This window comes from uncultured Maricaulis sp. (genome assembly GCF_963975345.1).
Lineage (GTDB): Bacteria > Pseudomonadota > Alphaproteobacteria > Caulobacterales > Maricaulaceae > Maricaulis.
Genome location: NZ_CAXBGE010000003.1, coordinates 96,040 through 108,193 on the forward strand (window position 1 = coordinate 96,040; position 12,154 = coordinate 108,193).

Annotated in this window: 13 protein-coding genes; 1 reads left to right on the forward strand and 12 read right to left on the reverse strand. The window is 62.9% G+C overall.

Going from position 1 to position 12,154, the window contains the following annotated elements:
• Positions 1-14: 14 nt before the first annotated feature.
• The gene (locus tag AAC029_RS03765; protein WP_339744116.1) at positions 15-647 is read left to right on the forward strand and encodes a cation transporter; all 633 of its coding nucleotides are present in this window, start codon (positions 15-17) and stop codon (positions 645-647) included.
• Here AAC029_RS03765 and AAC029_RS03770 read toward each other — a convergent pair.
• From AAC029_RS03770 to AAC029_RS03825, 12 genes are all read right to left on the reverse strand, one after another.
• Complete coding sequence (locus AAC029_RS03770) at positions 644-1,258, reverse strand: nucleotidyltransferase family protein (RefSeq protein ID WP_339744119.1); 615 nt, start codon at positions 1,256-1,258, stop codon at positions 644-646. The genes AAC029_RS03765 and AAC029_RS03770 overlap by 4 nt on opposite strands.
• The gene (gene pheT, locus AAC029_RS03775) at positions 1,258-3,657 is read right to left on the reverse strand and encodes a phenylalanine--tRNA ligase subunit beta (protein ID WP_339744121.1); all 2,400 of its coding nucleotides are present in this window, start codon (positions 3,655-3,657) and stop codon (positions 1,258-1,260) included. The genes AAC029_RS03770 and pheT overlap by 1 nt, the downstream gene beginning before the upstream one ends.
• Positions 3,654-4,283: a hypothetical protein gene (locus AAC029_RS03780; RefSeq protein ID WP_339744124.1), complete on the reverse strand. Its 630-nt coding sequence runs from the start codon at positions 4,281-4,283 to the stop codon at positions 3,654-3,656. Before AAC029_RS03780 ends, pheT begins: the two co-directional genes overlap by 4 nt.
• On the reverse strand, positions 4,283-5,365 hold the full coding sequence (gene pheS, locus AAC029_RS03785; RefSeq protein WP_339744126.1) for a phenylalanine--tRNA ligase subunit alpha: 1,083 nt from the start codon (positions 5,363-5,365) through the stop codon (positions 4,283-4,285). The genes AAC029_RS03780 and pheS overlap by 1 nt, the downstream gene beginning before the upstream one ends.
• A gap of 144 nt (positions 5,366-5,509) precedes the next feature.
• Positions 5,510-5,866 (reverse strand): 50S ribosomal protein L20, encoded by a 357-nt coding sequence (gene rplT, locus AAC029_RS03790; RefSeq protein ID WP_339744128.1) that lies wholly within the window; start codon positions 5,864-5,866, stop codon positions 5,510-5,512.
• Between the two features lie 27 nt (positions 5,867-5,893).
• Positions 5,894-6,094: a 50S ribosomal protein L35 gene (gene rpmI / locus AAC029_RS03795; RefSeq protein ID WP_091769909.1), complete on the reverse strand. Its 201-nt coding sequence runs from the start codon at positions 6,092-6,094 to the stop codon at positions 5,894-5,896.
• Between the two features lie 145 nt (positions 6,095-6,239).
• Positions 6,240-6,695 (reverse strand): MerC domain-containing protein, encoded by a 456-nt coding sequence (locus tag AAC029_RS03800; protein WP_339744130.1) that lies wholly within the window; start codon positions 6,693-6,695, stop codon positions 6,240-6,242.
• 153 nt (positions 6,696-6,848) lie between these two features.
• Positions 6,849-8,600, reverse strand: coding sequence for a hypothetical protein (locus AAC029_RS03805; protein WP_339744132.1), 1,752 nt, complete (start codon positions 8,598-8,600; stop codon positions 6,849-6,851).
• Between the two features lie 22 nt (positions 8,601-8,622).
• Positions 8,623-9,087 carry a peptidase S1 gene (locus AAC029_RS03810; protein ID WP_339744134.1) on the reverse strand — a complete coding sequence of 155 codons (465 nt, stop codon included), beginning with the start codon at positions 9,085-9,087 and terminating at the stop codon, positions 8,623-8,625.
• A 173-nt stretch (positions 9,088-9,260) separates the two neighbouring features.
• Positions 9,261-9,749, reverse strand: a complete 489-nt coding sequence (gene infC / locus AAC029_RS03815; RefSeq protein WP_339744136.1) for a translation initiation factor IF-3 — start codon at positions 9,747-9,749, stop codon at positions 9,261-9,263.
• Between the two features lie 206 nt (positions 9,750-9,955).
• A complete protein-coding gene (locus tag AAC029_RS03820) occupies positions 9,956-10,939 on the reverse strand; it encodes a glycosyltransferase family 9 protein (protein ID WP_339744138.1) in 984 nt (327 codons plus the stop codon).
• A complete protein-coding gene (locus AAC029_RS03825; RefSeq protein ID WP_339744140.1) occupies positions 10,936-12,081 on the reverse strand; it encodes a glycosyltransferase family 4 protein in 1,146 nt (381 codons plus the stop codon). The genes AAC029_RS03820 and AAC029_RS03825 overlap by 4 nt, the downstream gene beginning before the upstream one ends.
• Between the last annotated feature and the right edge of the window lie 73 nt (positions 12,082-12,154).

Genomic DNA, 12,154 nt, shown 5'->3' on the forward strand with positions numbered 1-12,154 from the left:
AAGGAATCAAAATCATGTCGGCAAGCTGCTGTGAAACCAAGCAATTCGACGGAATGAGCCCCGGCTTCAAGCGCGCGCTGATCGCGGTGATCATCATCAATGCCGGCATGTTCATCGTCGAAATGCTGGCGGGTGCCGCCGCCCAGTCCCAAGCGCTGAAGGCCGATGCACTCGATTTCTTCGCCGATGCCGCAACCTATGGCCTGTCGCTCTGGGTGATCGGCAAGCCGCCGCGCTGGCGCGCCAACGCCGCCCTGGCCAAGGCTGGCAGCCTGTTCGTGATGGGCGCAGCCATCCTTGCGCTGGCCTTTTATCGCGCGATTTTCGTCGCTCAGCCGGTGGCCGAATTGATGGGCGGGATCGCCCTGCTGGCGCTGGCCGCCAATGTCATCAGCGTACTGATCCTGATGCGTTGGCGCGATGGCGACGCCAATGTGCGTTCGGTCTGGCTGTGCTCGCGCAATGATGCGGTCGGCAATATCGCCGTCTTCATCTCCGCCGGTGTGGTCTGGATAACCCATAGCCATTGGCCCGACATCATCGTCGCCGTCGGGATGGCCGGCCTCTTCCTGACCTCGGCCTTCCAGATTCTGGTCCAGGCGCGGTCGGAGATCGCGACGACAGGGGCCAAGGCCCATCACCATTAGGCGATGGCAACGCTCTCAAAGCAGACTTCCGGCCATAGCGCCTGCTGACGAAGGCATTTGGCGTTCCAGCCAGACGGGTCGGCGAGTGCCGTGACCGGGCGAACCTGCAGCGAGAATAGCTCGGCCAGCCCGAAGGGTGCGAGCACTTCCATCGCGCCTGCGGCGTCCAGCCGGACGGCGACGGCATGGGTGTGGGAGGCGAAATTCGCCACAGCATCGGAGGTGCTGGTCAGCGGCGCGCGCGTAACGCCATGCTTGGCACCAAACCAGAGATGGACGCGGGCCTGATTGCGGATTTCGACGATGGCATCGACGTCGGCGAACACGGCCGCGCCGGCCCGGATCACGATATCCTCGGCTGCCTCGCCCAGATCGGTGGCGTCAAAATACCCCAGATCATAATCATTGACGCCATAGGCCGGATCGCGCCCGGTCAGCGCATTCCAGACCGCCTGATAGACGGCCCCCGCCATCAGGCCGTGATCGGGCAGTGCCATCGCCGCGGCCCGCTCCAGCACCGTCATCACGACCGTGTTGGCCGCAACCGCCTCGACCAGGAAAGCCGTCTGCCTGGCAGAGGGCGCATCGGCGAGACGGCGCGGATCCATCATCAGCCCCGCAACGCGCCGCCAGTGGCGCCGGTGACCTTGGCGATCACCTTGGCGGCGACGGCGTCGATATCCTCATCCGTGAGGGTCTTGTCGCGTGGCTGCAACACCACTTCAATGGCGAGCGAGGTCTGCCCCTCGGGCACACCCTTGCCGTCATAGACGTCAAACACGGTGACATCGCTGATCAAGGCCTTGTCGGCGCCCTTGGCGGCGCGGATCAGGCTGTCGGCGGCGACGGACTTGTCGACCAGGAAGGCGAAGTCGCGCTTGACCGGTGTCAGATCGGCGCGGTCGAGCTGGGCCCGGGCCTTGAGGCCGGAAGCCTTGCGCGGCTGCGGGATCGCGTCGAGCACAATCTCGAATGCCAGCACGCGGCCATCAATCCCCAGCGCCTTGAGCACGCGCGGATGGATCTCGCCAAACTCGGCCATCACATTCTTCGGCCCCTGACGCAAAACGCCGGAGCGGCCCGGATGCCACCAATCGCGCGCCTCGGCGGCGACCTGGAGAGACGCGGCTGGCGCGCCAGCGGCTTCAAGCGCGGCCATGGCGTCGGCCTTGACGTCGAACACATCGGGAAGCCGTGCGCCCGTCCAGTGACGGCCGGACGCGATGCGGCGCACACCGGTGGCGACCAGCAATTGGCCGTCCGGCGCATCGGTGAGATAGACCGGACCGACCTCGAACAGGCGCGCATCGCCCAGGCCGCGATCGGCATTGGACTGCAGTGCCGTCAGCAAATGGATCAGCGCCGTCGGGCGCATCACGTCGAGCTCGGATGAGATCGGGTTTTCCAGCGCCAGGCCGATGCCATGGCCACCAAACAGCGCCGCCTGCGATCTCTCGCAGAAGGACCAGCTCACCGCTTCCTGATAACCGCGAGCGGCGAGCGCCCGGCGGGCATGGCGGGCGCGCAATTGCATCACCGTCGCCGGCGCCTGCCGTCGCACCGAGGGGCGCGACAGCGAGGTGGCGATCAGCTTGTCGAAGCCGTGAATGCGCGCGATTTCCTCGACCAGATCGGCTTTCAGGCTGCAATCCATCCGCCAGCTCGGGACACCAACCGTCAGCACATCGCCATCGCCCTTGGCGGTGAAGCCGAGTGTGGTGAGGATACGCAGGATCTCGGCGCGTGGCAGGTCGAGCCCGGTGAGGCGTTTGACTTCACTGATCGGGAATTCGATATCGGCGGGCGCGGCGGGGATCTTGCCGGCAGTCGTGATTTCCGAGGCCTCGCCGCCGCAGATTTTCAGGATCAGGCGTGTCGCGTATTCAATCCCGTCGACGACCGATTGCGGATCGACGCCGCGCTCGAAGCGGTATTTGGCATCGCTATCGATGCCGGTCGCCTTGGCGGTCGCGCGGGTGATCAGCGGATCAAACCAGGCGCTCTCGATGAAAACGTCCGTGGTCGCGTCGGTGCAGCCGGACGCAATCCCGCCCATCACGCCGCCAAAACCGAGGCATTGCGCCTCGTCAGCGATGACGCACATGGTTTCGCTCGGGCTGTAGGTTTTCTTGTCGAGCGCTTCGAAGGCATCGCTATCGCCAGCGCCGCGTCGCGCATGAACGGTGCCGGTCAACTTGGCCAGATCATAAACGTGCAGCGGCCGGCAGCGATCATAGGAGATCAGATTGGTGATGTCGGCGAGCGCATTGATCGGGCGCAGGCCGATTGATTTGAGCGCCTTTTGCAGCCAAGCCGGCGAAGCGACATTCTTGACGCCGCGGATCACACGCCCGACGAAGACCGGACAGGCTTCCGGCCAGTCGAGCTCAACCTTGACCGGGCAGGGAAATGTGCCCGGCGTTTTCGTGATCGGGACATCCTTGAGCGTGCCGATACCGGTCGCCGCCAGATCGCGCGCAATACCGCGCACACCGAGCCAGTCGGGCCGGTTGGGCGTAACCTCGAAATCGATCACGACATCGTCCTGGCCCAGCGCCACCACGGCCGGCGTGCCGACAGCCCAGTCGCCTTCAAGATCGATAATGCCGTCATGATCCTCGCCGAGTTCCAGCTCCTTGGCCGAACACATCATGCCCGAGCTTTCGACGCCGCGGATCTTGCGCGGCTTCTTGTCGAGCGAGAAATCGAGGCCGGGGATATAGGCGCCGAGCGGCGCGTAGACGGCGCGCATGCCGGTTCGGGCATTGGGCGCGCCGCAGACGATCTGCTTGATACCGTCAACGGTTTCGACGGTGCAGACGCGCAGCTTGTCGGCATCCGGGTGAGCGACAGCCTCCTGGACATAGGCGACCGTAAAGGCGCCGAACTTCTCGGCCGGATTGTCGATCTCTTCGATCTCGAGACCGGCCATGGTCATGGCCTCGGCAATCTCCTCGAGGGAGGCGGACGTCTCGAGGTGATATTTCAGCCAGGAAAGCGGGAATTTCATTGCGCATCCTCCGGCCGAAGCGTGGCCGTCTCAGGTGATATCGGGGTCGGGGTGGCGGCGCCCAATTGTTCAAACGCGTCTTCGGCGCCCACTTCGCATTGGTGCACGCGTCGGGCCAGCGCACCGCCAGCCGGCGTCGTCTCCCAGCAGCGATCAAACACCGAGCAATAGCAAACGCGCACTTCCCAAGCGTCCCAGCTGGTCGCCGCCTCGTACAGCTCGGACTGGGTGATGTCTGTGCGGGCCCATCGGATCTGGATCGGCGTCACGCTTTCATTGGGCGCAAGAGCGCGGCCGGTCAGCCCGGCCCAGGACAGGTTATAGCCCTCGGGCAGCTGGGCGCGATAGGAATCGAGCCCCGGCTGCAACTCGCCATCGCGATAGAGCGAAACGCGGCGGATCAACGCCGGTCCGACGCCATTATTGGCGATGGTGATACCGAGACTGGCTTCGTTCGGCATGGTCGAGACAAAACCATCCACCTGCAGCACGGGATAGACTGCACCATGTTGCTGTGCCCGCATCACCCGGCCCTGATCCCAGGCGACAAACAGCGCCGCGATGCCAACCAGCATGGCGCCGATCCCGGTCAGGGTCTGATGGTTATGGGTGAACCAGCGCCACATCAGCTCAGACCGGTCGCCATATTCGCCTGCAGCAGCGGCGAGAAGCCATAATGGCCAAGCCAGCGCTGGTCGGAATTGAAGAAGTCGCGCAGATCCGGCGCGCCGTATTTAAGCATGGCGAGGCGATCAACGCCCATGCCGAAGGCGAAGCCCTGGTATTCGTCCGGATCGAGGCCGCAATTGCGGATCACATTCGGATGCACCATGCCGCAGCCCAAAATCTCCATCCATTGGTCGCCGGATCCCACCTTGACCGCTTGGCCGACGCGCTCATAGCGCACATCCATTTCCGCCGAAGGCTCGGTGAAGGGGAAATGGTGGGGACGGAAACGCGTGACGACTTCATCGGTCTCGAAAAAAGCGGCGAGGAAGTCCTGCAGCACGCCTTTGAGGTGGCCCATATGGGTTTCCTTGTCGATCACCAGGCCTTCAACCTGGTGGAACATCGGCGTGTGTGTCTGGTCCCAGTCACAGCGATAGACCCGGCCCGGCGCGATGATGCGGATCGGCGGCGTCTGGCTCATCATGGTGCGGATCTGGACCGGCGAGGTATGGGTGCGCAAAACCTTGCGCAGCCCCTCGGCATCCGGCTTCATGAAGAAGGTGTCCTGGGTATCGCGCGCCGGATGGCCCTCGGGGAAATTGAGCGCCGTGAAATTGTGGAAATCATCCTCCACGTCCGAGCCTTCGGCGACGGCAAAGCCCATATCGGCGAAGATCACTGCGAGCTCTTCCATCACCTGGGTAATCGGGTGGATCGACCCCTTCGGCTCGGGCCGCACCGGCAGGGTGACATCGATGGTCTCAGAGGCCAGGGCCGCATCAAGCGCTGCCGCTTCGAGCATCGCCTTGCGGGCATCGATCGCCGCGCCGAGCCGGTCCTTGAGACCGTTCAGCGCCGGGCCCATCACCTGACGCTCCTCCGGGCTCATCGAGCCCAGCGAGCGCATCATCAACGAGACCGACCCCTTCTTGCCCAACGCACCCACGCGCACGCCATCGAGGCCGGCCTCATCGGTCGCGTCGGTGATTTGCGCGAGCACATCCTGCTCGAGGGTTTCCAGTGCAGCAGTATCGGTCATGTCTTCGCCCTTGCCAGTCGTGGTCGGGTTTAGCGTTTGAATTTTCGGGTGTCGACAGCACAAATCCGCTGCGTCAGGCCCAAAAACGAAAAAGGCCCGCGGGCGGTGCGCCGGCGAGCCTTTTCCTGAAGTCGTATGACAGGCCTAGGCCAGCGCGGCTTGCGCTTGATCAACCAGGGCCTTGAAGGCGTCTGGCTCATGGATGGCGATGTCGGACAGGACTTTGCGGTCGACTTCGATACCGGCCTTGATCAGGCCGTTCATCATCGTCGAATACGTCATGCCGTTCAGGCGTGCCGCAGCGTTGATGCGCTGGATCCAGAGGGCGCGGAAAGTGCGCTTCTTGGCACGGCGGTCGCGATACGCGTACTGGCCGGCCTTCTCCACAGCCTGGACGGCAGCGCGGAAGGTGTTCTTGCGACGGCCATAATAGCCCTTCGCTTTTTTGATAACTTTTTTGTGGCGGATGGCCGTAGCCGGGCCGGATGTCACTCGTGACATGGTGTGTTCCTACTCAATGCCGGGGGCTTAAAGGCCGTACGGGAGATATTTTTTGATGATCTTCGTATCCTGAGCGGACAGGACAACCTGTCCCCGCTTGTCGCGGATCTGCTTGGGGGTACGCTTGATCATGCCGTGACGCTTGCCGGTCTGACCGGCTTTGATCTTGCCCGTGGCAGTGAGCTTGAAACGCTTTTTGGCGCCGCTCTTGGTCTTCATCTTCGACATTTCCATCTCCTTTGCAGGACCGGCGAACCAGCCCGAGGGTGTGAACAGTCAGCGGGCATGTCGATTTGGCCCGGTAGACTGGTGATAAGAGAGCGGGGTTTATACGCGTCTGGCGGGGGATTGCAACAGCGCGAGGGAGTCTGAATCAGGCCGCGTGCTCATGCTCACACAGGCCGCATTCGGTTGCATGGTTATGGCCCGAACGGGCCTGGGCGCGCCAATTGATCAGATGGGCCGCAGCCAGCAAGCTGACGCCGCTCAGTGTGATGATGGTTTCTACCAGCTGGGTGGACAGATGCAGAGCACCGACCAGCATCAGGCTCAGACCCAACAGGCCCAGAGCGAGGACCGGCCAGCGCGCATGGCTCGACCGCACGCTCCAGCCCAGCGCCAATAGCGAGACCGGTGCGGCGATCGCCAACAGGCCGAAATGCCAAGCATGACTGGCGCCGAGCGCCTCGGCGAGGCCGGGCGTCAGCATCGGCGCTGCCGCGAGGGCGACCGGGAAGAACAGGCAATGCGCGACGCAGACCGCCGACAGGCTGACGCCCGTCAGGTCGAGCGTGCCGTTTTCAAGATTGATATTGGGCAGCCAGCGCATCGGCGTCTCATCTCTCGGGTTGGGAGTGATATAGTATAACATCCACCGCGATGGAAGCCCTCGCCTGTCGGTTGCGCAGCTGGGCGCGCAAAAAAAGCGGGCGACCCCTTGTGGGAGCCGCCCGCTTGTCTGCCTGCCTACGCGTTGCTGCGATCAGTTGGCAAAGCCGAGCTCGGAGATTTCCAACCGGGCCATCGCGCCATCGCCTTCACGATAGGTGCCGACCCAGATGTCATAGGTCCCAGCCATCGGCTGCTCGAAGCGCAGCCCCGGATTGAAGCCGTTATTGTCATCATTGCAGATCCAATTGCCATTCGGATCATTGATGACAAGCGTGGTGTCCGCATCCGCGATGACGGAGATGAAGAGATCGAGCTCACCGGGCGTGAAGGTCAATTCATAGTCCGGCGCGGCGGTGACGTAACCGCGACACATGGAATCGGCCGCCGATTCCGCAGCCAGCGGGCCTCCCGCCACGAGTTCAACAACAAGCGGATCCGGCGAGAAACCACTGGTCAGCGAGGCCGCGCCGTAATTGGCGTCGAGTGTGTAGTCGAGCGTCTCACCGGACTGAAACTCATCGCCGAAAACCAGTTCGGAAATGTGCAATACGGCGTCTTGCGGCTCGCCCTGGCTATAGGTGGCGACCCAGATGTCGTAGCGGCCCGAAGCGGGTTCGTCGAAACGAATGCCCGGATTGAGATTGCCGGCCCCGTCATCATCGCAATGCCAGCTGCCGTCCGGCGCATTGACGATCAGCGTCGTGTCGCCGTCCGACGTGGCGGACAGATAAAGGTCGAGGCTGCCGGCCGTATAGGTGAGGTTGAAATCAGGTGCTGTGGTGGCGTAGCCACGGCAATTTTGGCCCGCCGCCTCATAGGCATCGACATCGCCGCCAGCCTGCAGCGAAACATTATACGGATCGGGAATGAAGCCCGCTTGCAGTGCGACCGTGCCGTAATTGGATGGCAGGCTGAAATCGAGCACAGCCGGCACGTCGACATGGCCGCGAAAGCCCTGTTCGGACACAAATAGCGTCGCGTCGATCGGGGCGCCTTCGGAGAAGCGGCCGGCCCAGATGGCATAACGGCCAGCGGCCGGGTCCCTGACCCGGATGCCCGGATTGAGGTCCTCGGCACTGTCGTCATCGCAATACCAGTCGCCGTCCGGGCCCCTGACGAGCAGGGTCGTGTCGCGCTCGGCCTCCATCGACAGATAAAGGTCGTGCTCGTCATTGGCGGAATAGTTCAGCCACACATCGGGGGCTTCGGAAATCTGGCCCCAGCAGGAATCGCCAGTGCCGCGGCTGCCGTCGAGATCACCGCCGGCGCGAACCGCGACGCGGCGTGGATCGTCGCGGAAGCCAGCGCGCAGGCTCAGCGTTGTGGAATTGGGTTGCAGGGCGCCATTGGGTGCCCGCGAGTAAGCATTTTCGCTGGAGAAACCCAGTTCGGAAATGTGCAGCATGGTGGGCTCATAGCCATTGCCCGACTGCAGCGTACCGACCCAGATATTGTAGAGCCCCGATTGCGGCGCATCAAACGTAACGCCCGGGCTGAGGCCCAGGCCATCGGCGTCGTCATTGCAGTGCCAACTACCGTCGGGCGCATGAACCATCAGGGTCGTATCGGCATCCGAAGCTGCCGAGATATAGAGCGGCAAGGCGCCAGCATTGTATTGCAGATTGTAGGAGGGTTGGAAGGAGATGTAGCCATAACAGGCGTCGTCAACATTGCCGCCATAGATCGCGCCGCCGGCCTGAATGCCGACCGAAGTCGGGTCCTGCGCAAAACCGGCCGACAAAGTCACCGAGCCATAAGCCGGCGCGGCGTTGACATCCTGTGCCTGTGCGGAGGCCGCGAGCAATAAGAGTGCCGCGGCGCCAGTTGCCCATTTATAGATCATGATCAGTCTCCCCTGGTGTGATTTATTCGCTTGAAAGTTCTGAGATCGAGAGGGTCGCCTCTTCGCGGGCGGCATCGGCATAAGTGCCAATCCAGATGTCGTAGACGCCCGATTGTGGATCGACGAAGCGGATCGACGGATTGAGACCGCCACCGCTATCATCATCGCAATGCCAGCTGCCATCGGGTGCATGTACGACCAAGGTCGCATCGACCAGCGCACCAACCGAAACGATCAGAGGCAAGGCACCCGCATTGTAGTAAAGATCAAAATCGGGTGCGCTGGCGATAAAGCCCTTGCAGTCCAACCCGCGCGTCTGGCTGACATCGATCGGGCCGCCCGATTGCAGACGTGCCGTGAAAGGGTCAGGTGTAAAGCCGGCCGAAAGCGAGGCCTCGCCGCCGCTGGGCAGCGCAGACGTGTCCTGGGCCTGAGCGGCACCGCAGCCGGCAATCAGCGTGATGGCAAGAATGGACAGTCTGATCATTCAATCCCCCGAAGCCCCTTGACCGGCCGACACTGATGCCGGTCAATCGCTCACATTTGAGCATGCTTTGCAGACGAGAGCATCTGAAAACAATGGGGCTGAACCGCGACTGAACGCCACCGCCTTCAAAGCGGCAGCGTTCAGACACAATTCGGGGTGTGAGGTCGGCGCGGCTAGCGCGGCGCCATGACCATGACCATCAGCCGGCCTTCGAGCTTGGGCTCGAACTCGACCTTGGCGGTCTCGGCGAAGTCTTCCTTGACGCGGCGCATGATATCCATGCCGCGATCCTGGTGAGCCATTTCACGGCCCCTGAATCGCAGGGTTATCTTGACCTTGTCGCCTTCTTCGAAGAAGCGGTGCATCGCCTTGGTCTTAACCAGGTAATCGTGCACATCGATGTTCGGCCGCATCTTGATCTCTTTGATCTCGACCGTTTTCTGCTTCTTGCGAGCTTCGGCTTTTTTCTTCTGTTCCTGGTATTTCAGCTTGCCATAATCGATGATTTTGCAAACGGGCGGATCGGCGTTGGGGGAGACTTCCACAAGGTCGAGTCCGGCCTGTGCGGCCGCCTCAAGAGCGGCCTCGGTCGGCACAATCCCCTGCTTCTCTCCATGTTCGTCGATAAGAAGCACCCGCGGTACGCGGATGTCTAAATTCATACGCGGTCCGTCTTTTTTCGGCGGTTGCGCAGATTGTGGTCTACGGGCTATGGCCGCTTCTCCCTTATGGCCTGCAAGCGATATACTTAGTAATCCTTCGCCGGCGCAGCTGGATCAAGTCCAAATTGGCTCAATTGACCCACCACCCTGCCGGAGAGCCGCGCACTATGGTGAAATGATCACATTAAGCAAGCGCCGCACGCGGTTCACGCCGCAGCTGTGCGGTCAGTAAACCCGCCAGCAAAGCGCATCGCGGAAATCGCTTCGGACGGCGCAACCTGCGCCAGCACCGGCGCGTGCATCAGAATAACCGGTGCCTCGCCGCGCGGTGCATTGGCGGCCGGGTCCTCAACACCTGCATAGAGCGCCAGCGCCGGCGCTCCAGCGGCGACCAGCAGGTGCAATAACGGCGTATCCTCGCCGAAAACGAAGCGGGTCCGGCGCGCCAGTCCGGCCAGCTGTGGCAGCTTCGCCTTGCCGGTGATATCGCGCGAACCTGGCGCAACATGCGAGACATAGCGGCCGATCTCGCGCGTATCCGGCCCACCGACCAGAGCCGGCGTAATGCCGGCCTGCAGCAATTCATGCGCCAGGCTTGCCCATTTTTCCTTGGGCCAGCGCAGGGCCGGCTTGACGTCCTCGCCAGCGGGAGCGAGCAGGGCGAAGGGCCCGTTCAGGCCGAAATATTCCGGGTCAAGCATGCGCGACTTGCGGGCGAGGAAATCGACCCAGCTGGCATCGGGCGCCGGTGCGCCGCCGAGCGGGTAATGCGTCGGCCCGATGCCGGTCGCAGCGTTGAGCAGGCCTGCGACCTGGTCAACCGGGTGCGCATCCGATTTGCGGCCCGGCAGAATTTCCAGCCAGTCACACTTGGCAAACCGGAACAGGCCTTTGAGCTTTTTTGATCCGCTATCGCCAACCAAGTCATAGACGCGCGACGGGTGCGCAGCCTTCAATCGCTTGTCGCGGGCGATGGATTGCGGCCGGCCCTCGGGCTTGGCGTCAATCTCGATCGCGTTGAAAAACGGGCTGTGCTTGAGGAAGGATTCGTAATCCGGTGTCGTCAGCAACACGATCCGGTCGCGCCTGTGCACCTGCCGCAGCGTTTTCGCCGAGGCGAGCATGCGCACGGTCGAAGTCAAATCCCCCCAATGCAGGACATAGACGGTATCGCGTTCCGGTTCGATCATGGCTGCGAGTTTAAGACCTCATCATAAACCCGCAAAGTCGCAGCTTGCAGCGCGCGTGTCGAGAACTGTGTCCGGATGAAGTGCGCGGCGCGCTCGCCGATCGCGGCGCGGCGCTCGGCTGACATCGAAACCGCCTCGCGAATTGCCGCCGCCAATGCGGCCGGATTTCCCGGTTCAACCCGCCAGCCAGTCTCACCCGGCAAGACGACCTCACGCGCACCGCCATGATCGGCCGCGATCACCGGCCTGTGCATGGCTCCAGCCTCTGCAGCCGTGCGCCCGAAGGCTTCCGGCTCGACCGAGGGCGTCAAGGCGATGTCGGCCATGGCAAAAGCCGCCGGCATGTCCGTGCAATGCCCGACGATCCGGACATCGTCCTCAAGTCCGTATTGGGCGATCAGGCTTTCAAGTTCGCCGCGATAGGCATCACGCCCCTGGGCATCGCCGGCCAACAGGGTCAGCGGCATTGTCAGACCTTCCGCCTTGAGCTGGCCCAGTGCGATCAGCGTTTCGCGTTGGCCCTTCCAACCGGTCAGCCGCGCTGGAAACAGCGCGATCAGCCGCGATGAAGGCCACTCCACACCCCAAGCGGCGGCCAGGCCGGCGACGCGGTCCGGCGCAACCGCTTGTGGATCAAAGCTGTCCAGGTCGACGCCGCGCGGGATCACCCGGATGCGATCCGCCGCGAAGGGGTGGTGGGTGCGGATATGGTCGGCGATGAAGTTTGAATTGGCGATCACCCGTTCGCCGCGTGCCATCACCGCATTATACCAGCGTTTCAGCCCGGTCTTGCCATTATAGGTGCCGTGATAGGTGGTGATAAAATGCGCATCCGTCCGGGCGGCGGCCCATTTGCCGCTCCAGGCCGGGGCGCGCGAGCGGGCATGAATGATGTCGACGCCTTCGCTGCGAACGATCCGCGCGATGCGCCCGGCATTGCGCCACACGGTCCAGGGATTCTTGCTGGCAACCGGGAGCCGCACAAGTTCGCCGCCGAGCGCCGCCAGTTCGGCCTCCATCCGTCCGCCTTCGCTGACCACCAGGGCGCGTCCGCCAGCGGCAACCACCGCCTGGGCGACTTCCAGCGTCGTGCGTTCGGCACCGCCCGCCTCAAGTTGGGGAATAAGCTGAAGAAGAATCATCGCGTGGCTAGGCTACCGGATTTGCGGATCAAGGACAGGGCGGGTTTTTTCACAAGCATGAGCCCGTGACAAA